The 21038-nt window shown below is 65.2% G+C and carries 18 protein-coding genes, 1 tRNA gene and 1 riboswitch; of the genes, 7 read left to right on the plus strand and 12 right to left on the minus strand.

The annotated features are described in order from the left end of the window. Positions 1-189: 189 nt before the first annotated feature. Positions 190-675, minus strand: coding sequence for a peroxiredoxin (locus tag METLW3_RS0110640; RefSeq protein ID WP_245267299.1), 486 nt, complete (start codon positions 673-675; stop codon positions 190-192). Positions 676-835: 160 nt separating this feature from the next. Between METLW3_RS0110640 and METLW3_RS0110645 the strand changes: the two genes are divergently transcribed. Then, the gene (locus METLW3_RS0110645) at positions 836-4372 is read left to right on the plus strand and encodes a DUF3971 domain-containing protein (protein ID WP_245267300.1); all 3537 of its coding nucleotides are present in this window, start codon (positions 836-838) and stop codon (positions 4370-4372) included. 280 nt (positions 4373-4652) lie between these two features. Here METLW3_RS0110645 and METLW3_RS0110655 read toward each other — a convergent pair whose 3' ends face one another. Both METLW3_RS0110655 and METLW3_RS0110660 read right to left on the minus strand, forming a co-directional pair. Then, positions 4653-4889, minus strand: a complete 237-nt coding sequence (locus METLW3_RS0110655) for a hypothetical protein (RefSeq protein WP_024879902.1) — start codon at positions 4887-4889, stop codon at positions 4653-4655. Between the two features lie 32 nt (positions 4890-4921). Beyond that, complete coding sequence (locus METLW3_RS0110660) at positions 4922-7363, minus strand: TonB-dependent receptor (protein WP_245267302.1); 2442 nt, start codon at positions 7361-7363, stop codon at positions 4922-4924. Positions 7364-7922: 559 nt separating this feature from the next. Between METLW3_RS0110660 and METLW3_RS0110665 the strand changes: the two genes are divergently transcribed. Then, positions 7923-8234, plus strand: a complete 312-nt coding sequence (locus METLW3_RS0110665) for a hypothetical protein (RefSeq protein ID WP_157516552.1) — start codon at positions 7923-7925, stop codon at positions 8232-8234. A gap of 128 nt (positions 8235-8362) precedes the next feature. On the opposite strand, the gene tyrS is transcribed toward METLW3_RS0110665, so the two are convergent. Further along, on the minus strand, positions 8363-9640 hold the full coding sequence (gene tyrS / locus METLW3_RS0110670; protein ID WP_024879905.1) for a tyrosine--tRNA ligase: 1278 nt from the start codon (positions 9638-9640) through the stop codon (positions 8363-8365). A 186-nt stretch (positions 9641-9826) separates the two neighbouring features. On the opposite strand from tyrS, the gene METLW3_RS0110680 reads away from it, so the two are divergent. Further along, on the plus strand, positions 9827-10561 hold the full coding sequence (locus METLW3_RS0110680; protein ID WP_036308821.1) for a hypothetical protein: 735 nt from the start codon (positions 9827-9829) through the stop codon (positions 10559-10561). Here METLW3_RS0110680 and METLW3_RS28205 read toward each other — a convergent pair. From METLW3_RS28205 to proB, 3 genes are all read right to left on the minus strand, one after another. Next, positions 10537-10875, minus strand: a complete 339-nt coding sequence (locus tag METLW3_RS28205; protein WP_157096378.1) for a hypothetical protein — start codon at positions 10873-10875, stop codon at positions 10537-10539. The genes METLW3_RS0110680 and METLW3_RS28205 overlap by 25 nt on opposite strands. Positions 10876-10886: 11 nt before the next feature. Further along, complete coding sequence (locus METLW3_RS0110685) at positions 10887-11681, minus strand: DUF2076 domain-containing protein (protein ID WP_024879907.1); 795 nt, start codon at positions 11679-11681, stop codon at positions 10887-10889. A 114-nt stretch (positions 11682-11795) separates the two neighbouring features. Then, positions 11796-12935: a glutamate 5-kinase gene (proB, locus tag METLW3_RS0110690; RefSeq protein ID WP_036308823.1), complete on the minus strand. Its 1140-nt coding sequence runs from the start codon at positions 12933-12935 to the stop codon at positions 11796-11798. Positions 12936-13109: 174 nt separating this feature from the next. Here proB and METLW3_RS0110695 point away from each other — a divergent pair, with 174 nt between their 5' ends. Further along, positions 13110-13946: a hypothetical protein gene (locus METLW3_RS0110695; protein ID WP_024879909.1), complete on the plus strand. Its 837-nt coding sequence runs from the start codon at positions 13110-13112 to the stop codon at positions 13944-13946. Between the two features lie 9 nt (positions 13947-13955). Here the strand turns inward: METLW3_RS0110695 and METLW3_RS0110700 are convergent, their stop codons facing one another. The 4 genes from METLW3_RS0110700 to pal all read right to left on the minus strand — a co-directional run bounded on the left by METLW3_RS0110700 (position 13956) and on the right by pal (position 17553). After that, the gene (locus METLW3_RS0110700; protein WP_245267304.1) at positions 13956-14621 is read right to left on the minus strand and encodes a DUF3142 domain-containing protein; all 666 of its coding nucleotides are present in this window, start codon (positions 14619-14621) and stop codon (positions 13956-13958) included. A gap of 53 nt (positions 14622-14674) precedes the next feature. Next, a complete protein-coding gene (locus METLW3_RS0110705; RefSeq protein ID WP_024879911.1) occupies positions 14675-16783 on the minus strand; it encodes a hypothetical protein in 2109 nt (702 codons plus the stop codon). 86 nt (positions 16784-16869) lie between these two features. Then, positions 16870-16946 (minus strand) — tRNA-Trp (locus METLW3_RS0110710). Positions 16947-17034: 88 nt separating this feature from the next. Continuing rightward, entirely contained in the window at positions 17035-17553 is a 519-nt protein-coding gene (gene pal, locus METLW3_RS0110715) for a peptidoglycan-associated lipoprotein Pal (protein WP_024879912.1), read from the minus strand. Between the two features lie 294 nt (positions 17554-17847). Between pal and METLW3_RS0110720 the strand changes: the two genes are divergently transcribed. Beyond that, positions 17848-18504, plus strand: a complete 657-nt coding sequence (locus tag METLW3_RS0110720) for a hypothetical protein (RefSeq protein WP_024879913.1) — start codon at positions 17848-17850, stop codon at positions 18502-18504. Here the strand turns inward: METLW3_RS0110720 and chrA are convergent. Then, entirely contained in the window at positions 18497-19738 is a 1242-nt protein-coding gene (chrA, locus tag METLW3_RS0110725) for a chromate efflux transporter (protein WP_024879914.1), read from the minus strand. The genes METLW3_RS0110720 and chrA overlap by 8 nt on opposite strands. A 146-nt stretch (positions 19739-19884) precedes the next feature. Continuing rightward, positions 19885-19947, plus strand: a riboswitch (Fluoride riboswitch). 226 nt (positions 19948-20173) lie between these two features. Here chrA and METLW3_RS29070 point away from each other — a divergent pair. Together METLW3_RS29070 and METLW3_RS0110735 are read left to right on the plus strand one after the other, a co-directional pair. Further along, the gene (locus METLW3_RS29070; protein WP_245267306.1) at positions 20174-20455 is read left to right on the plus strand and encodes a hypothetical protein; all 282 of its coding nucleotides are present in this window, start codon (positions 20174-20176) and stop codon (positions 20453-20455) included. A gap of 133 nt (positions 20456-20588) precedes the next feature. Beyond that, entirely contained in the window at positions 20589-21038 is a 450-nt protein-coding gene (locus METLW3_RS0110735) for a hypothetical protein (RefSeq protein ID WP_024879915.1), read from the plus strand.

Raw genomic sequence — 21038 nt, forward strand, 5'->3', positions numbered from 1 at the left:
TAATGCTCTAGGTATCTCTCTTTTGGAGCGAATTCTGATCGATCGAACGATACCGTTCGATCGGAACGCGCTCTAGCAGGCGTAGTCCGCGTCCTGGCAGAGAGCTGACTACGCTGAACGTTCGAGCCCGGCTCGTCGTGGAAGTCTCGAACCGGCTAGACTTTAGGCGCCAAGTGGTGGGCGAGGGCTCTACTTCCCCTTGGCCGCCGCCAGCACCTCGGCCGCATGGCCGGGCACTTTCACCTTGCGCCATACCTTCTCGATCTTCCCATCCGGGCCGATCAGAAAGGTCGAGCGCTCCACGCCCATATATTTGCGGCCGTACATGCTCTTCTCGACCCAGACGCCATAGGCGGAGAGCATTTCCTTGGTCTCGTCGGAGGCGAGCGGGAAGGTCAGCTCATATTTGGCGCGGAATTTGTCGTGCTTGGCCGGCGAATCGGGCGAGACGCCGACCAGCGCGGTCTTGGCCTTGCCGAAATCGGCCTTCAAAGCGTTGAATTCGATCGCCTCCTTGGTGCAGCCGGAGGTGTCGTCCTTGGGGTAGAAGTAGAGCACCAGCTTCTTGCCGGAAAAGCCGGAAAGAGAGAGGGTCTCGCCGCCGGCGCCGGGCAGCTCGAAAGAGGGGGCGGCGTCGCCTTCGCGCAAGCCTGTGGATTTCTTCGCCTCGGTCACTGCGCCTTCCTTTCGTCTCATCCGCCGTTACAATCGGCAGCATGCAGAGGATGGCGCGCTCCGCAAGGGATTCTGGTGAAAATCCCCAGTTGCGCGCCATTCGAGTTGTGATCTTCTCGCCGCCGTGCAGATTCGGCGCCGGCGCGCGCGGAGCGGCGCGGTGGAACCGAAGGGCTGGCGCTTGACGCAGAGGATAGACGAAGGTCCGGCGGTCGGAGCGCGGGCGCCGCGCTTTTTATTGGGATTTTTCCAGCGCGGCTCCACCGCAGTCCGGCTGCGCGGCTTTTGCGTGGTGCGTTGCCTTTCCATCTTGGCGGTGACGGCGCTGCTCGTCATCGTGCTCACTGTCGGCGCTTTTTTCGCCGCGCTCGCCCGCGGTCCCATCGCCTCCGACTGGCTCGCTCCCAAGATCGTCGAGGCGCTCGACGATCTCTATGTGCATCGCTACCAATTCGGGATCAGCTCGGTCGCGATCGCCAGCACGGATCACGGCCTCACCTTCACCGTGAACGGCCTCGCCGTGAAGAGCGGCGAGCGCACGATCCTCGCCGCGCCGCGCGCGCAATTGTCGGTGGACCCACGGGCGCTGCTCATCGGCCGGCTGACGCCGCGCCGGCTCGACGTTCTGGACCTGGAGCTGAGGCTGGAGTTGCTGCCCGACGGCGTGGTGGCGATTTCCGCGCCGGGCGCCGATCCGGTCGCCATACCGCTCGACGCTCCGTCGCCTGCGGAGCCCGCCGCCGAGGCGCAAGCGGCTCCTGTCATCCCATCGCTGCGGCAGGCGGCCGGCGCCTTGCGCGCGGTGATGAATTTCATCGTCGATCCAGAGAGCCCGGTCGCCGCCATCGACAAGATCGGCGTCTCCAACGCCCGTCTCGTGATCGACGATCGCACGCTGGACAAGACGATCGTCTACGATGATCTGACGCTGAGCTTCGACAAGATCGCCGGCGCGCGGCGACTGCGCCTCGGCGCCACCGGCTCCACCGGCCATGTCGGCGCCGAGGTGGAGGCCAAGGGCGGCCTGGGCGAGCGGCGCACGCTGGACGCGCGCTTGCACAGCCTCTCCATGGAGGAGATCGCGCTGGCGGCGGGGGCGCGCACTCTGCCCTTCGACACAGACGCGCCTCTGTCGCTCGATCTGCATTTCGCGCTGGCGGGCGACGGCCGCGTCGTCGAGGCGAGCGGGAAATTCTCTGTCGGCGAGGGCTTCTTCCGCCTCGAGGAGCCGGACGCCGAGCCTTTCATGCTGCAGGAGCTGTCCATCTCCGGCCGCTGGGACATAGAGCGCCGGCTGCTCGCCATAGAGCCGGTCGAGATCCGCACCAGCGTCGCGCGGCTGAGCTTCAAAGGCGCGCTGACGCCGCCAGCGGAAGGGACCGGCGTTGTCGCGCTCTCCTTCGATCTCGCACGGCCGGGCGCCTTTCTGCCGACGCGCCATGGCGAGGCGCCGCTCGTCGTCGAGAACGCCGGCCTCACCGCGACGCTCGATCTCCTCGCCAAGAAATACAAGGTCGAGCGCGTCTTTCTCGACGGGCCGGAGGTGCACGCCACGGCTTCCCTCGATGTGGATGGCGCGCAGCCGGATGGGACGCATCTCAAATATGCGATCCACGCGACGCAGACGCCGCTCCGCTCCGTGCTTCGCATCTGGCCGACGCAGGTCGCCGCGCCGACGCGCATGTGGATGGACGAGCATATCACCGCCGGCGTCATGCGCAGCGGAACGCTCACGGCCGATCTCGACCAGCAGGCGATGACCGCCGGGCGCTATGAGCGGCCGCCGCCGGACGCCGCGCTGCGCGGCGATTTCGATCTCGACAATGCGACGCTCATCGACGCCGTTCCCGGCTTATGGCCGATCAACGGCATGAACGGCCATATCGCGCTCACCGGCCGCACCGTCTCCTTCGTCGCCACATCAGGCGTGATGGAGAGCGCGCCGGGCCGCAGGCTCGCGATAACGGAAGGCGTGTTTCGCGCGCCCTCGCTCGGCTTCGATCCGGCGCCCGCCTGGATCGAATTGAAGCTCGCCGGTGGCGTGGAGGCGGTCGCCGATATTCTCTCGCTGAAGAGCGTCGCTCCGGCCGCGAGCCTGCCCATGGACGCCAATCAGCTCAAAGGGCAGATCGAGGGCAAGCTGCGCATCGATTTCGAGCTCGGCCTGGCGGCCAAGGAAGAGCATACGCGCATCGCCGTCGACGCCGAGACGAGCAATCTCACCATGGAGCGCTTCATCGGCAAGGAGCGGCTGGAGGGCGCGGCGCTGCGGCTCGTCTCGGATCGCGAGGGGCTGCGCGTCACCGGCGCCGGCCGCGTCTTCGGCGCGCCGGTGACGCTCGATCTGCGCCGCGCCGCCGGCGAGAAGGGGCAGGCGCAGGCGCAATTGTCGCTTTCGCTCGACGACGCCGCGCGCGTGCGCGCAGGCTATGGATTTACCGGCGTCTCCGGCGTCGTCGGCGTGCAGGTGCAGACCAGGCTGCCGATCGAGGATTCCGAGTCGCAATTCGAGATCGATTTCTCGAAAGCCGCGCTCGATCATCCCTTGCCCGGCGTGACCAAGCCGCTGGGCAAGCCGGGCCGCGCCAGCTTCACTCTGGTGAAGCGGCCGGACGGCTCGGCGCTCGAGCAATTGCAGGCGGAGGCGGGGCCGCAGCAGTTTTCCGGCGTTGTGGAGCTCGGCCGCGACGGCGTGCTGCGCTCGGCCAAGCTCTCGCAGGCGAAGCTCTCGCCCGGCGACGATATGCGTCTCGAGGTGACGCGTGGCGGCGATGCGCTGAAGCTCGTCGTGCGCGGCGCCAATATAGATGCGCGTCCGCTGCTGCGTTTTCTCTCGCAGCCGGCGGCCGAGCAGAGCGCCGCCGCGGTCGCCGGCAAGCCGCCCAACTCCGACGATTTCGATCTCGATCTCAAATCGCCGATCGTCACCGGACACGGCAAGCAGATCCTCTCCAATGTCGATCTGCGCTTCGAGCGGCGCGGCGGCAAGCCGCGGCAATTGTCGCTGACCGGCAATTTCGGCCGCGAGCCCTTCGCTGCGACGCTGACGCGCCATCCGAGCGGCGCGCCGCAGATCGATCTTTCGACCAGCGACGGCGGCGCCTTTCTCTCCTTCCTCGATCTCTATCATCGCATGGAGAGCGGCGCGCTGTCGGCGACGCTATTGCTCAATCCGGGCCGTTCCGACGGCACGATGCGCATTCAGGATTTCTATCTGCAGAACGAGCCGGCCATACGTCAGCTCGTCATGCAGGGCGCCGCGCGCACGGATGACAAGGGCGCCGCGCATTTCGATCCCGATTCGGTGAAATTCGCGCGCGTGCAATCCGCCTTCACCTGGGCGAACGGCCGGCTCACAATGCGCGACGCGGTGATGTCGGGGACGGAGATCGGCCTGACGGTGGACGGCTATATCGACTTGGCGCGCGATCGCATCGACGTGTCGGGCTCTTTCGTGCCGGCCTATGGGCTCAATAATCTCGTGTCGAATATTCCGGTCATCGGCTTCATGCTGGCCGGCGGCCAGCATGAGGGCGTCTTCGCGGTGAGCTTTCGCGTGAGCGGCGCCTTCAGCGCGCCGGTGCTGACCGTCAATCCGCTGTCGGTGATCGCGCCCGGCCTATTGCGCAAAGTGTTCGGCGTCATCGACGGCACCGGCACAGGGCGCCTGCCGGAGAGCGCGCCGGCGCCGCGGTAGAGGGCGGCGCAATCGCGGCGTCATCTCGCCCGGCGGCAGATCGGGCCGCCGGGCTCCGTGGCGTCTCGCAGCGTCGCCATCAATGCCGAGGCGCCGCCGCAGGCGAGGAGCAGGAGAAGCGCGAGCCATGCTAGGGCGGCTCGCGCGTGGAAGGGCGGGGCGCGCCACATGCCCGCGCTTAGAGCGCGTTCCGATCGAACGGTATCGTTCGATCGATCAGAATTCGCTCCAAAAGAGAGATACCTAGAGCATTATCCGATCCGATCGGATCGGATAATGCTCAGTGGTGATGGCCGCCGCCACCGCCCGCCGCGCCCTCCGCCTCGTCGTCTGACGGCAGCTGGCCGACGCGCTTGAGAAACGCCGCATGCTGCTCGGGCGTATGGTTGGCATGAATGCCGCCGAGCTTCTTATAGTCCTCGTTGGCGGCGACGGCGGGTTTTGGCGAATTCGTCGAATTGCAGGCGGCGAGCATGAGCGCGCCGCCGATAGCGACGATAGAGAGTGACGCCTTCATCGTTTCTTTTCTCCGGTAATGATTTCGTAGACTCAGAATGTGATCGATGAGGTGACGCCGAATGTGCGCGGCCCCTGCGTCGAAATTCCGACAGTCGTCGGCGCCGAGGAGGCGCCGGGCGACCAGCTCGACCAGGGTCGGTTGTCGAAGAGATTCTTCGACCAGAGGGTGAGGCTGTATTTGCGATCGTCGGTGCGCAGTCCAACGCCGGCGTCCAGCATCACATAGGCTGGTTGCCAATATTGGACCAGCGAGAAGGGGTTCGTATATTGCGCCTTGTTGAACCATGACGCGTTCGAATAAACGAAGCCGGTGACCGGCTGATTGCTCCAGTCGCCGAGGCCCGCGAGCGCATTGCCGAGTCTGTGCTCATAATTGAACCCGCCATTGACCTGCCACCAGGGTATGCCGGTGATCCTCGTACCATTCATCGGAATGGTCGCCGGTCCGCCGGTGATGCCCCAATCCGCGGGCGCCGGTCCATCCTTGTAGTCGATATAGCGGGCCTCGGTATAAGCGCCCGAGGCATTCAGCGTCAGCCCTTCGAAGGGAATCCAGCGCTCAACGAATTCGACGCCGCGCAGGCGCACATGTGGCGCGTTGCCGAGATAGGAGACATTGGCGGTGACGCCGGCGCTGCTCGTCTGCACCTTGGTCTGGGTGATCTGGAAGTCGTAGAGATCGTTCCAATAGAGGTTGACGTTGGAGATCAGCGCGCCGTCGAACCAATTGGTCTTCGCGCCGATCTCATAATCCCATGAGGTTTCGGGCCGGGAGAAGGCCGTCTTGAACCCTTGCGCAACGCCGCCGATGTAGGTCGGCGTGTTTTGCGTGTTCACCGATTGCGGCTTGTCGCCGCGTCCGACCAGGCCATAGATCAGGACGTTCTCATCGACCTGATATTGCGGGTTGAAGACCGCCACGACGCCATTGTGATATTTCGTCTCGCCGCCCGAGTCGGCCCATCCGTAGCCGCCGCCGGCGATGATGGCGGCGTTCTGCTGCCAAACGGTGTAGGGCACGCCGTAATAGAAGTTCGGCCGAAACTTATTCGCGCTATAGCGGATCTCATAGCTGTCGCGCAGACCGATGGTGAGGGCGAGCTTCTCGTCGAAGTGATAGGTTCCCTGGCCATAGGCGGCGAAGGAAATGTCGCCGGTCTTATTGAGCCACCAAGGCGTCAGATCGGGCAGAGCGGCGGCGTTGTTGAGCCATTTCGCCGTGTCGACGCCATATTGGTAATGGTGCATGCGGTCTTCGCCATATTCCAGATAGCCGTAGAGACCGGTCGTCCATTCGAACTCCTGGTCTTTGGGCGAGGACAGCCGCAGCTCCTGCGAGGTCTGCATGAGATAGGTGTCCATGCTGCCCGAGCCGAGACCGAGCTGCAGCAGCTGATTGTCCGAATATCCCAAGTTACGGAACGATCCATAGCCGATCGCGGAAATGGCGGTCAGCATATTGTCGCCGATCTGATAGTTGAACTCGTTCGACAGCATGAAGACATGCGTCGGATCGCGACCGCCGCGCGCGAGATAGGGCGTGTTGGGATCGATCGTCCAAATCGGCTTGCCGAGCTTGTTGATGACATTCTGGAAGAAGGTCGTCGATGGACGCGTTCCATTGACATAGACGAGGCTGGTGTCGCCGATCGTGCCGGTGAGATAGTCATTGTGCTCATTGGACGCGTTGTAGATGAAGCTGAAGCGGTCGCTCCATCCATCGCCGACGCCCAGAAGCTGGAGGTGCAATCCGAGGCGATTGGTGTCCTGATAGGTCGAGCCCGTGGACGGATCCTTGATCCAGCCGTCGCCGCGGTCGAGATAGCCGGCGAAGCGATAGGCGAGGGAGTCTTCGATCAGCGTGCCGGTCGTGTTGATCGTCTGCTTGAAGTGATTGTAGTTGCCGAAGGTGGATTTCACCGTCGTCTTGGGCTCGAAGGACGGCGCCTGCGTATGCAGGATGATCGAGCCGACATTGGTGTTCTTGCCGCCGGCCGTGCCGGTCGGGCCGAGAGCGAGCTCTACCGAGCTCAGATCGATGAGATCGCCCCATTGGAAGCCGGCGAAGCTCCAATAGACGTTATCGACGATATATCCGGTGTCCGACGGAGAGCCAGTGCCGCCGCCCGCTGCGACGCCGACGCCTCTGATTGCATTGCGGGACTGTCTCGGCGTCGAAATGTTCGGACGATAGCCCGGCACGCGGCGCGAAATATCGGTGACGGAATCGATCTGCTGATCCTCGAGGGTGCGCTGCGTCACCACGTTTCCCGCCCGAGGAGTCTTGGTCAGCACCTGCTCCAGCAGCTTCTCGCCGACGGCCTCCGTGCCGCCGGTCACCTGCACATCCTGAATCTGTGCGGAAACGGTCCCCTCACTCTGCGTCGCCGCCGATGGCGCGGGCGCCGCGGTCTGAGCGAGCGCCGCGCCGCCCGAAGCGCTCACCGAGAGCCCCAACAAGATGGACGCCACTGACACGCTCGAAGACAGACGCCTATTCGAATTAGCTTCCCCGACCTCTACCATTCGATCGATCCCTCACCGTTCGACCCGTAATGGTCCCCCCGGACCATGCCGCCTCGCCGCTCCTGATGAGCGGCTGCGTGTAGCGCCTACGAAGTCTCGCTTAGTGTAGGGAAAATACACAGTATGTCTACAAATTTAATGTGATTATGATGTAGCGGTGCGTCTCCATAGATTCTATATCATATTGAATTATATTGAGTTATTGTGAAGCGCAGAATGCGGAAGGGCGCCGATTCCATGGATTTACCCTATAATTCTACACTGCTGTAGCATTTATGGCTACCTTTGCCGGGGTCGGAGAGACGCGCATCTCGGCTCGGCTCCTGCAGGACGAGACGGCGCTTCCTGGTCCGTGGACGCGGAATCGTCGAGGCGCATGCCGCCGACGGCGGCCGCTCTCGAACCGGCCGTGAGACATGTCATCCGCTGTTCAGATTCGTACAGCTAACTTCACGCTCGCGCTCACCATTTCGAGACGGGCGCCGAAGTTCTCATGGAGATAGACGTGAAGCATTCCTGGAAGCGAAATATAGCCGCTCTCGCCCTCGCCATATCGACCGGGCTCGTCGCCGGTTCCGCCAATGCGGCGGGCGCCTGCAACGGCCTCAGCGGCTATTATGGCAATGTCACCGCCATTGTCGTCGGGCAGGACGGCAAGACGGTCAATGTCACGCTCGCCGGCGGCCGGCCCAATGCTTACGGCTCCTGCAGCGGCAATCAGCTCACCGTCAATTTCACTGACGACAAGACGATCAAGGGCGTGTTCGACGGCAAGACGATCAGCTGGGACAATGGGACGAAGTGGACCAAGCAGTGAGCGGCTCGGGCGCGCTTCGCCATTGCCAGTGAACGGCACGACATGACAACAGCGCCACCGAGCAAGTCTCGGTGGCGATCTCGTCAGGGCGGGAGGACGCCGACGCTCGCCAGCCTCGGCGCTTCGCATCAAGCGCCATCGGCGTCTTCCTTGCGCTCCAGCAGCACATGCTTTTTCTTGCCGAGCGATAATTTGGCGACGCCCTCGACGAAATCCGTCTCGCCGAGCACGGCCTTCTCGTCGCTCACCACGGCGTCGTTCAAGCGCAATCCGCCGGCCTTGATCTGCCGCCGCGCTTCGCCCGTCGAGGCGACGAGACCCGCCTTCACAAAGGCGGTGAGCACGCCGATGCCCGCCGCGACCTCGCTCGCCGCCACAGAGACCTTGGGCAGAGACAGGGCGAGCGCGCCTTCCTCGAAAGTGCGGCGCGCCGTCTCGGCGGCGAGCTCGGCCGCCTCGCGCCCATGCAGCAGCGCGGTCGCCTCTGTGGCGAGAATCTTCTTCGCCTCGTTGATCTCGGCGCCGCCGAGCGCGGCGAGCTTCTCGATCTCGTCCAAAGGCAGGAAGGTGAACAGCTTCAGGAAGCGGACGACGTCCGCATCCTCCGTATTGCGCCAATATTGCCAATAATCGTAGGGCGCGAGCATAGATTCGTCGAGCCAGATGGCGCCCGCCGCCGTCTTGCCCATTTTTGCGCCGGAAGAGGTGGTGAGCAGCGGCGCGGTCAGCGCATAGAGCTGATGCGTCCCGAGCCGGCGGCCGAGATCGACGCCCATGACGATATTGCCCCATTGATCGGAGCCGCCCATCTGCAGGCTCGCGCCATAGCGCTTGGCGATCTCGACGAAATCATAGGACTGCAGGCACATATAGTTGAATTCGATGAAGGACAGCTCCTGCTCGCGATCGAGCCGCAGCTTCACCGAATCCATCGACAGCATGCGATTGACCGAGAAATGCCGGCCGACATCGCGCAGAAAGTCGATGTAATTGAGCTTGGTCAGCCATTCGGCGTTGTCGAGCAGGATCGCATCGGTCTTGCCCGCGCCGAAGGAGAGGAATTTCGCGAAGGTCTTCTGGATCGCCGCCTTATTGGAGTCGATCGTCTCGATCGAGAGAAGCTTGCGGCTCTCGTCCTTGCCGGAAGGGTCGCCGACGCGCGTGGTGCCGCCGCCGACCAGCGGCAGCGGCTTGCCGCCCGTGCGTTGGAGCCAGGAGAGCAGCATGATCGACAGAAGATTGCCAATATGCAGCGAGGCCGCCGTGCAGTCGAAGCCGACATAGGCGGTGAGCTCGCCGGAGCGCGCCTTTTCATCCAGCCCCGCGAAATCGGAGCATTGATGGACGAAGCCGCGCGCGATGAGCGTCGCGAGGAATTCGGATTTGGGGCGGAATGCGTCGGACATGGGGGCAGGGTGTTACGGGGAAAGGGGACGGGGCGCAAGGGAGGGGCGCCGCTCGGCGACGGCAAGGAAATCGCCCGCCGTCTTTTAGCTGTCGCATAGCCGAAATCGACGATACCGATCGTTGATCGCTGGGCGCGTTCTGGTGTATCGGAGCTAGTTGTCAGCCACTTTCCAAAAGGCGTCTCCATGCATCAGATGCTCATCGATCATAATGACATTGGCTATAGTGAATTGATTGCGCATCTGGTCAAGGCGCGCGCGGCGCGAACCTATTTCGAAATCGGCGTTTGTCATGGACAAAACCTCGCGTCCATATCCTGTGACGTCGCGATCGCCGTCGATCCTTTCTTTCTGATCAACCACAATGTCGCGATGGGAAAAAAGGAGCTCTATCTCTTTCAATATCCGAGCGACTCTTTCTTCGAGCGCGGCATTTTGAAAAATATCGCGCCCAATGGCGTAAACTTTGCCTTTCTCGACGGAATGCATGTTTTCGAATTTCTTCTGCGAGATTTCTATAAGACCGAGCGCCATAGCTGCAAAAACTCGCTTATCGCCCTGCATGACTGTTTGCCGGTGAATGCCGAAATGGCAGAACGGGTCCACAAGCCCGAAGCGAGGCAGGACTTGCCGCATGCCGGGTGGTGGACGGGAGATGTTTGGAAGTTGATCCCTATATTGAAAAAATACAGGCCTGATCTTTCGATCAAGGCAACCAGATCTCCGCCGACAGGCCTGCTTTTCGTGACCAATCTTGATCCGAATTCCGATGTGCTCGAAAAAAACTATCTGCAGATCATTTCGGAGTTCAAAGACATAGAAAACAGCAGCGAGAATATTCGAGCGGCGATCGACCAGGTCGAGTTCATCGATTCGCAGGCGTTGCTGGGGCTGGATCACACGTTGTACTTCAGCTTATAGCGCCCACTGGCGCGGCATTCATCATCCTCTTGGAAAGTTTCCGTTTCTTTGGGGTTGTAGCGAGACAGAAACCGCGCTGTACCGACGTGTCCTTCAGCAGCGCGCCCAGGGTACGCCGCTGTTCTCATTTCAGTATCGCGGCGGTAGAAAATCGGGAGCAGCGCGTCGCCTGTCGGAAGCGGGCGACGCGCGCTATCGCTGGACTTCATCCAGTCATCGCATCCCAATCGGGGATCGCGACCCAGCCGTCGCCCGAAATCGATCGAGATAATAAGACGGCGCGCCTGACAGGCGCGCCGCGCGTCGAATTTCAACTCGGCCCCACTCACACGTCGAAGCCGCCATCCCCGCCGCCGTCGTCGAAGCCGCCGGTATCCGTATCGTAATCGGCGCTCTGCACGTCGGGCGCGCCCGGATCGGGGCTGTCATAGCCGGCGTCGGGGTAGGGCTGGCTATTGCCGCCCTGGTCGCCGTAGTAATTATTGATGATCGTGTCGCCGCCGCCGGCGTTGGCGTGCTCATAGCCCGAGCCTATGCCGAGATTGCTCCCGGCTCCGCCGGCGCCGCCATGGAACAGGCCGCGGATCGAATCGGCGAGCAGCACGCCGCCGGCGACGCCCGCCGCCGCGCCCAGCGCGCCCTTCAGAAAGCCGCCGCCGGGAGCCGCCGCAGCCTGCTGAGGCGGATAGCCCTGCGGGGCGTAGCCGGGAGGCGGGGGCGGGGCATAGGCGGGGCCGCCGGCCGGGGGCGCGCCCCAAGGGCCGCCCTGCTGCTGCGGATAGCCGGGCTGCTGGCCATAGCCCGGAGGCGGGGCCGGACGCGGCGGGGGCGGGGCCTGGCGCTGAGCGCCGCCGAACAAGCCGCCCAAAAATCCGCCGGACTGCTGAGGACGGCTCTCCAACTCATGCACGCGGCTGTCCAGCTCCTGCAGACGTTGATTGGCCGCCTGCAGCGCCTGATCCTGCACCAGAACCGTCTGCGCCAGCAGATAGGGCGCGCCCGGCTGCGACTTCAGCTGCTCGGCGATGAAACTCTCCGCCTCCTGATCGCGCTGAGCGCCGGCGGCGCTGCGCGTACGCTCGAACAAACCGGCGAGCAGTTGGCGTTCTTCGGGTGACATAGGTCTCTCCCAGTTGGAACCAGCCCTCTTCGCGGGCGTGGCGCCAGAAATATGGGAGCGCTTTTTCGCTCTCACAAGGGCTGTGGTCGCGGTCGAGCTGGCGATTTCGCCGGCTCAGTCGCCGGCGAGCGCCATGTCGTCGCGGTGGATGATCTCGTCCGGGCCTTTGAAGCCGAGCAGCCCCTCTATGTCGCGCGACGATCGGCCGATGATGCGGGCAGCGTCCAGCGCGTCGTAAGTCACGAGGCCGCGGCCGATTTCGCCGCCCGAAGCATTGCGGATCACGACGCAGTCGCCGCGCGCGAAGCCGCCTTCCAGAGCGGTGACGCCGGCCGGCAGCAGGCTCTTGCCGGAGAACAGCGCGCGCGCCGCGCCTTCGTCCACATGCACGACGCCCTTGGGCTCGAGCGAGCCGGCGATCCATTTTTTCCGCGCCGTCACCGGCGAGGAGGGGGTGAGGAACCAGCTGCAAGGCCCGCCCGCGGCGATTCGCGAGAGCGGCGCCTCCACGCGGCCGTCGGCGATGACCATATGGGCGCCGCCCGTGGTCGCGATCTTGGCCGCCTCGATCTTGGTGCGCATTCCGCCGCGGGAGAATTGCGAGGCGGCGCCGCCGGCCATCGCTTCCACCTCCGCCGTGACGCGCGGCACCACCTCGAGCAGCTTGGCGTTCGGATCGCTCGCCGGCGGAGCGGTGTAGAGGCCGTCCACATCGGAGAGCAGCACCAGCAGATCGGCGCTGGCCATTGTGGCGACGCGAGCGGCGAGGCGATCATTGTCGCCATAGCGAATCTCGGAAGTGGCGACAGTGTCGTTCTCGTTGATGACCGGCACGGCGCGTAGCGCCAGCAGCCGGGTCAGGCATTCGCGGGCGTAGAGATAGCGGCGGCGCTCCTCCGTATCGCCGAAGGTAACGAGAATCTGCCCGGCGGTGATGCCGAGATCGCCCAATGTCTCCGCCCATATGCGCGCGAGGGCGATCTGCCCGACGGCGGCGGCGGCCTGGCTGTCCTCCAGCGGCAGCGCGCCGGAGGGAAGGCCGAGCACGCTGCGTCCCAACGCCACCGCGCCCGAGGAGACGACGAGAACATCGGCGCCGCGGCGATGCAAAGCGGCGATGTCCGCGGCGAGCCGCGCGAGCCACTCGCGCTTCACCTTCGCCTCGCGCGGATCGACGAGCAGCGAGGAGCCGACCTTGACGACGATGCGGCGGAAGGATTCGAGGGAGGGACGTTTCACGGGCGATCGGCTCATTCGAGATGCGGGACGGCGGGACTTATAGCCCGTCTGCGCGGAAAGCCCACCCCGCGCCGCGCCGCGCCGCGCCGCGACGAGAAACGGGACGGAAACGAGAGAGAGACTTTCCGCCGCGCATCCGACACCGGGCCGCTTCATCCTGCATGCGCTGACGAAGACCAAGGAAATTCCATGCGTGACAAAATTGCTTTGACGCGACGCGGCCTCGTGGCCGTTGCGCTGGCCGGCTCGGCGACTGCGGTCCTGCCGGAACCGGCCGCTCCCGAGCCGGCCCCCGGACCGCTGACGGCGCCGGCGGAAGAGGGGCCTTTCTATCTCGATCTCGATCTCGATCTCGATCTCCAGCGAGCGGACATAGCCGAAGGGCTCGCCGGCGTGCCGTTGGACATCGTCTTCGCTGTCCAGGACGAGACCGGCGCGCCGCTGCCCGGCGCCCGAATCGATGTTTGGCATTGCGACGCGCAGGGGCGCTATTCCGGCTTCCCCGGCCAGGGCGAGGATGGGCGGCTCGATCTCTCCGGCAAGACCTTTTTGCGCGGAAGCCAGATCGCGGGAGCGGATGGACGCGCGCGCTTTTCCAGCGTCTATCCGGGCTGGTATCCCGGCCGCACCACCCATATTCATTTCAAGATCATCGACGGCGGAACGGCGCGTCTCACCTCGCAGATTTTCCTGCCGGACGCGCTGAGCGAGTTCCTCTACGCCAATCTCGGCGATTATGCGCGCGGGCGGCTGCGCGACACGCTCAACTCGACCGACGGCATAGCGCTCGCCGCGGGCGAGACGACTCGTGGCGAGCTGCGCGAGGCGGCCGGCCGTTATGTCGTGTTCTTGCGCGCGCGGATCGACCGCAAGACGGTGCGCGCCGTGCCGCCTCCACCCTTCCTGCAGCCACGCGGCGATCGTTTCGCCGGACCGCCGCCGGGGGGATTCCCGCCGGGAGGTCCACCGCGCCGTCCGGCGCTGGAGGGGGCGGAGCGTCTGCGCGGACTGCTTCCCAAGGCGTGAGCCGACCGCTCATGGCGTGGCGCGATTGCGCAAGAACACCACATAGCCGAGAAAATTCGGCCGCTCCGCCAGAGCGGCCGGAGGCGCCCAACGAGACCCTTCGGCAAGGCCGAGACGGAAGGGAATGCGAAGCCGCGCCAGCCGCGCCAGATAGGCGTCGATATTCGCGACCGTCTGCGCGCCTTTGTAGGTCTGGAAGACCAGCTCGTCGACGCTTCCCGAAAGCGCGTTCAAATCCTCGGGCGAGGCCTGAGACGCCCAATCCATGAGGCCGGTCACGCCCAGCGCGCAGCCTTGAGGCAGCTCCCGCCGCAGCGTGCGCAGGAAGGTGGCGTAAGTCTGCAAGCCGCGCGTCGCCGCGTCGAAATCGATCTGCACGCCGACAACGCCGCCCGGCTGCGCGCGCCAGGCGTCCAGACGGCGGCGAATCTGGGCGACGATCTCCGGCGGCCAATCGAGGCTGCGGATGCGATAGGCGAGCCAGAGAGCGGCCTTGTGCGGGCCGGGCTCTACGCCGCCTTGCGCCTTCATGCGGACAAAGCCGTCGCGATCCGGCCCGATCTCGCCCGAATGGAGATAGATGGTTTTCGCCGCGGCGAGCTCGGCGCGTCCTTTGACGCCGGCCCACAGCCAGAAAGCGTCATGATCCGCCGCCCGCACGAGAGGCTCGGCCATTGCCGGAGACGCACAGAGCAGCGCGCAGAGCGCGAGGAGAAGAACCCGCGATCTCACCAGTAATATTGCAGCCCGCGCGCCCATTGCGTCGCGCCATAGCGTGACTTCAGCGTTTGGAACCAGGCTTTTCGCTGCGCCTTGTCGACATCCTTGCCGCCGCAATCATTGCTGCCCGCCGGCGCATAGCAGTTGATCGCGCGGTAGAGCGCATAGGCTCTGTCGGCGTCCTTGGTCGCCGGATCGGCGATCAGCCGCTGATAGACATCGCCCCGCGAGAAAGGCTCGCCGGGGAAAATCGCCTTGGCGCCGCCCAGCTCGTCCGCCGCCGGACGCCAGGCGTCGAAACGGGCGAAGCCCGAGTGGCGGACGAAATCGCCGAGGCAGAGCAGGCCATGCGCGGAGCGTGGATCGGCGGCGAGTTCCGCGACCACGGCCTTGGGCGCCGGACATTTATAGGGCTCGTTGGCGGGCGAGGACAAAAAGATCGCCGATTTGGGAAGGTCCGAGACCTCCGGCGCCGCGGCGTCGTCCTGCGCGAGGCCTTCAGCCGAGAAATCGCGCAGGAAATTCGCATATTGGCCGCGCGTCGCCTCCTTATAGAGGAGGAGGAAGCGGGCGAGCTTGCGCTCCTCCGCGCTCGCCTGCGGATCGGCCACGGCCATGCGCAGCAGGATCGGCCCGGCCGTGTGGCGCAGCAGGATCGCGCGAATGCGTGGCGAGGAGAGCCGCGTCTCCGGCAGGAAAACCTTGTTCGCCATGCCGGCGCGCTCATAGCTCAGCGCGAGGCCCAGCTCGACCGCCTCTTTCCACAAGGGATTGGAGACGGTTCCGCGCAGCTTGGTCCAATGCTCGATCGCCTGTGGATATTGTCCCGAGGCCATCAGAGCCTGACCGCGCAAAGTCTCGCGGCTGAAAGCGAGATAGGAGCGCGGCGCTGCGATGGGCGCTCCGAGCGCTTGCAGCGTCGCCGCAAAATCGGCGTCGGCGTAATAGGCGCGCGCGGCTTTCAGAAAGCCGAAGAGATCCTCGTGTCCGGCGAAGGCCTTTGCCTGCGCGTCCAGCTCCGCGGCGGCAAGATGCGTCTCCTTGCCGTCGGAGCGCAGCTTCATCAGATCCTGCGTCGCCAGCAGAATCGGCTCGCGGCTCGCATGGTCTTTGGCGGCGGACAAATATTTGGCGTCGATCTCCTGCGCCAGATCGACATCGTCGAGACCGACCTTGGCGCCGCTCCCTTGCGCGATCTGCCGGCCATATTCGGCGGCGAGGCGCTCATCATCCGCCGCGAGCCAATAGACGCGCCGCAACAGTCCCTGCGCCGAGGCCGCGTAGCGCCCCGTGGGATAGGATTTCAGATAGGTCTGAAAGGCGGCCTGCGCCGCGGTGAGCGTGGCGCGATCGGTGACATTGGGCGTCGCGGTTCCGTCGAAATCGGCGAAGGCGCCGATCTGCGCCTTGTTCAGCAGCGCGCGGGCGGTCATGTAGCGCGCCGCCTCGCGCAGCCAGGCGTTGCGCGCCGAGTCGAGCTTGCCGAAGCGCTCCAGCGCGCGATCGAAATCGCCTTCGTAGAAGGCGTCGGCGCCGATGAGATAGGAAGCGAACTCCTGCCCGGCGGCGGAGGGCGCGATTTGCGCGAGCGCTTGCGCAGCCGCGTCGGCTTTCTCATTGCGGCAGGAGGGAGCGATCTTCTCCCGCGCCGCCGTCAACGCCCGCCGCTCTTCGACGGAAAGCGCGGGCTCCGCCTCGACCGCGGCCGTAAAGGCGGCCCGGCCCGACTCTATCGAGACGCAGCGCGTTCCCTCACCATCGGCGAAAGCGCTCGCGGTTTCGTCCTTGCGGTCGCGCGCCGCCGCGGCTTTCCGGCAGGCGTCGGTGAAATCGGGCCGCGAGAACAGCACCGAGGAGTAGAAGTCGAGCTTCTCCTCGCCCTTTGAAATCGCATCGTCCTTCGGCCGCAGTGCCGGATCGGCGTCGAACATCAGAAAGAGGAGATTGAGACGGCTGTCATTGCCCGGATCGAGGAAAGGCATGCCGTTCTGCTCGGCGTAGCTCCTCTGATCGAGCGACCAGCGTCCGGGCGTCGGATCGCCGCCGCCACAAGCGCGCGCCGTCCCGGCGGAAATCAGAAAAGCGATAATGGCGGCGCCGGCGAGCATGGAACGCATCGAAACATCCCGATCACGAAATGCGCTTCGCGCTTCGCCGAAAGCCCGGCCGCGCGATCTTTGTTGGGCTGAATTTTGGGAGGAGCTGGCAGGAGTGGAGGGACTCGAACCCCCAACCCCCGGTTTTGGAGACCGGTGCTCTAGCCGATTGAGCTACACTCCTGCGGTGACGGCGCGCCGTCGGGGCTCTCAATGCCGCATCGCGGCCGAGGATGCAAGCGCCGGGGAGGGGCCTCGGCGCATTTTGCGGGTCAAGAATTGCCGCCCGACAGCACGGTGACGGCGCGGCGGTTCTGCGACCAGCAGGAAATATCGTCGCAGACCGCGACCGGGCGCTCCTTGCCATAGCTGATCGTGCGGATGCGCCCGGCGGAGAGGCCGCGCGAGGCCAGATAATTTTTCACCACCTCGGCGCGGCGGGCGCCGAGCGCGAAATTATATTCGCGCGTGCCGCGCTCGTCCGCATGGCCCTCCACGGTGAAGGAATAGCGGCCGTAGCGCTGCAGCCAGTCGGACTGCTTGTCGAGCGTCGCCTGCGCGGTGGGCGTCAGCTCGCTCGAATCGGTCTCGAAATAGACGCGGTCGCCGACATTTACGACGAAATCCTGCGGGCTTCCGGGGGCGGCGTAGCCGCCGCGGCCATTGGCGCCGGCGCCGCCGGCGAGCGCGGCGTTCTCATCCTCGGCGTTTTTGGCGCAGGCGCCGAGCGAGACGGCCGCCAGAATGGCGACGGCGAAGCGCAGGGCGCGCGTGGCGGAAAGCAATGCCATTTCCTCTAAGCTCCTCTGACGACGGGTCTCTACTGTCGCCAGTCCTATCCGCGCAGGGGTTAAGCGAAGGTTCCGTCAACCTTGACGAAAGCTTTGCGCGTCCCGATGCGGCGCGCGAAAGCGCAGTAAGGTTAACGTGAGCTTGATCGTCGATGCGGTCCGTGGCGGCAGTGAGGCGAAAAGGCGGCGCGAAAGGAGATGCGCCTTGTCCCACAGGGAATTGCGTATGGGGAATGCGGGGGCTGGACCGCCGCCCGGATCATTGTTAGCACTTTCTTCACCATGAGGCGGAGGGTGCTGGAGACGATGCGCGATCTGAAACGCTCCAGCCGTCGCTTTTGCGGGCCGTTCTGCGCGGCGATCGGCGCGTTGACGCTCGCCGGCTGCGTCGATACAGCGGTCGAGATCGGCCATCCGCGGCCCGAGCAGCTCGCGCAGCGGCAGCGTCTGACGCCGCGGCCCGGCGTCAGCCCGCGCGGCGCGCCTGTGGCGCTCATCAGCCTGGAAGGTGCGCCAGAGGATGCGCTGGCGCGCTTCCGCCCAGCCTTCGCCCGCGCGACGGAGAGCCGCGACATAGCCGCCGCCGAAGAGCCGGCGGCCGCCTATCGTCTGCGCGGCTATCTCACCGCCTATGTGAGCCCCGAAGGGGCGACGCGCTTCGCCTATGTCTTCGATATTTTCGACCGCAACGGACGACGCGCCCGCCGGCTCACCGACGAGGTGGCCGTGACCGGCGCCGGCGATCCCTGGACGCTGCTCGACGATCGGGCGCTGGCCGCGGTCGCGGCGCGGGGCGCCGATGAGCTCGCCGCCTTTCTCTCCGATACGCCCGAGGCCGTCGCCGCGGCGGCGGGCGCAGAATCGGGCGTGACGATCGCCGCGGCGACACGGGGCGAGCCGGCCTCCGCGCCGAGCGACGCCAAGCCATTGGGCTTCGCCGAGATCAAGTGAGCGATCGGCCGAAGGAGTCGATCGCGACTGCGCCGAGCGCTCCGAAGAGGACGACGAGCCAGGCCGGCGCCCGCCAGAAGACCAGCAGCAGATAGGCCGTCGCCGCGAGGCAGAAATCCGCAGCCGAGAAGACCGCGCTGGTCCAGACCGGCGTGTAGAGCGCGCCCGTGAGAATGCCGACCACGGCCGCATTGACGCCGGCGAGCGCCGAACGCATGGCCGAGCGGCCGCGCACCGCATCCCAGAATGGCAGCACGCCGAGCAGCAGCAGCAAGGACGGCAGATAGATGGCGACGAGGCACAGGATCGCGCCCGCCCAGCCGTTGGGCGGCTCGCGCATCGCCGCGCCGAGAAACGCCGCGAAGGTGAAGAGGGGGCCGGGCACGGCCTGGGCGGCGGCGTAGCCTGCGAGGAAGGCGTCCGAGCCGATCCAGCCCGGCGGCGTCACCGCCTGCTGCAGCAGCGGCAGCACCACATGGCCGCCGCCGAACACCAGAGCGCCGGAACGAAAGAAAGCCGCGAAAATGGCGAGCCAATGCGCGCCGGTGGTAGCGGCGAGAATCGGCGCGCCGATCAGCACGAGGACGAAGAGAGCGAGCGAGGCGAGGCCGGCGCGCCGACCGATGAAGCCGGCGGAGATCGGCGCCGACGCCGGCGCCGATCTCTGTGGGAGCAGCAGCCATCCGATGAGGCCGCCGCCGACAATGGCGCCGATCTGGCCCGCGGCCGAGGGAAGCGCCAGAGTGAGGATCATTGCCGCGAGCGCGATCGTGGCGCGCTCGCGATCCGGGCAGAGGCTCCGCGCCATGCCCCAGACCGCCTGTGCGACGACGGCCACGGCGACAATCGCGAGGCCGTGCAGCCAGGAAAGATGCGCGACATCGCCGAGCTGTGAGACGCCATAGGCGAAAAGGACGAGGGCGACGGCCGAGGGCAAGGTGAAGCCGAGCCAGGCCGAGAAGCCGCCGAGCAGGCCGGCGCGCGACATGCCGAGAATGAAGCCGAGCTGGCTGCTGGCCGGTCCAGGCAGAAATTGGCAGAGCGCGACGAAATCGGCAAAGGCCGTCTCGCTCAGCCATTTGCGGCGCTCGACGAATTCGGCCCGGAAGTAGCCGATATGGGCGATCGGTCCGCCGAAGCTGGTCAGTCCCAGCTGCAAAAAGGCGAGAAGAGCCTCGAGAGCCGGATGCCGCGGAGGTCGGGAGCCGACGATGTCGTCTATGTCGTTGCGCATGAGCGTTTCGCCTTGTCCTCTCGGCGGCTCATACGCTCGCGCGCGGGATCGCGGAAGGCGTCCGCCACGCGCCGCCCGCCTGCGCATTGACGACCCGGCAGGCTTTATGTATCGAATTAGCTACATAAGGTCGCGCGGCGATAGCCGGCGCGCCAGGGGATGGGGTGCCCCCTACAACCGCCGAAGAGGCTGATGACTCCTGCTCAATGCCGATGATCGGAAGATCATCGAACAAGGGCGCTTGCGCGCTCGCAATGCAGGAGGAAGCAGATGAATCAGGATCTCTCGGTTTTCGTCACCCCTTTCGCTCTCGTCATCGGATGAGCGCTGATCGCCGCTGGCGGGCTCTACTTCATCGAGATTCAATTTCTGAAGTCGCGCGTCCAGGCGATCGCCGCGCTCGTCGCGGGCTCCATCGTTCTCGCCGCGCTCGAGGTGGTGCTCGCCGGCAGCAGCGTCTCATTCTTCAAGGCGCAGCAGGTGCAGACTTCCGCCTGCGAGCTCGAGGGCGAGTCCGCGCATCCGGAGGCGCGTCTCGGCGTGGACGTCAATGTCATCCACAAGCACATTCTCGGCTGCATGCAGGAGGCCGGCTATGAATGGGCTCCCGCGCATCGCAATTGCAAGGATGCGCCGGTCGCCACCAATGCCTATTGCTATCTGCCGGCCACCGGCTTCGAGCGCGCGATCACCGCGTTTCAGCTGAGATTCGAATAGCCCGATCGCGGCGGCGAGCCTAAGCTCGCCGCTCGCCCCTGCAGGGCGCTTGCCGGTTGGAGGACATGCTCCATTTGACCTCGAGACTGAGGGGAAGGCGGCGCCCCGTCGGGAACAGACGGGAGATGTGCCGATGAATGAGGATATCGCCGCCTTCGTGGCTCCGCTGACGCTCATGCTCGGCGGCGGATTGCTGGCGCTCGGCGGGCTGTCCTTCATCGGCATCGACTACTTCGACAGCAAGTTCAAGGCGCGCGTCGCCTTCGCCGTCGGCCTCGCCTTCATCGTCGCCACAGAGTTCGTCTTCGTCACCGGCAGCAGCAGCGGACGCTATTTCGCCGGGCTGAAGATAGACGTCACCGATTGCGAGCTCGACAGCGAGAGCAAGCTCCCCCAGGAGCGGCACAAGAACAGCCGCGTGTTGCATGATCATATCGTCGCCTGCATGGAGCGGCTCGGCTATGAGTGGAACGCCGAGCACGAGCACTGCAAGGAGGCGAAAATCGCCACCAACTCCTTCTGCTATCTGCCGACGCGGCCGGTGGCGCGGGCGATCGTGCGCTTTCAGACCGCCTTCGAGTGA

It is taken from the genome of Methylosinus sp. LW3 (assembly GCF_000527115.1).
GTDB lineage: Bacteria > Pseudomonadota > Alphaproteobacteria > Rhizobiales > Beijerinckiaceae > Methylosinus.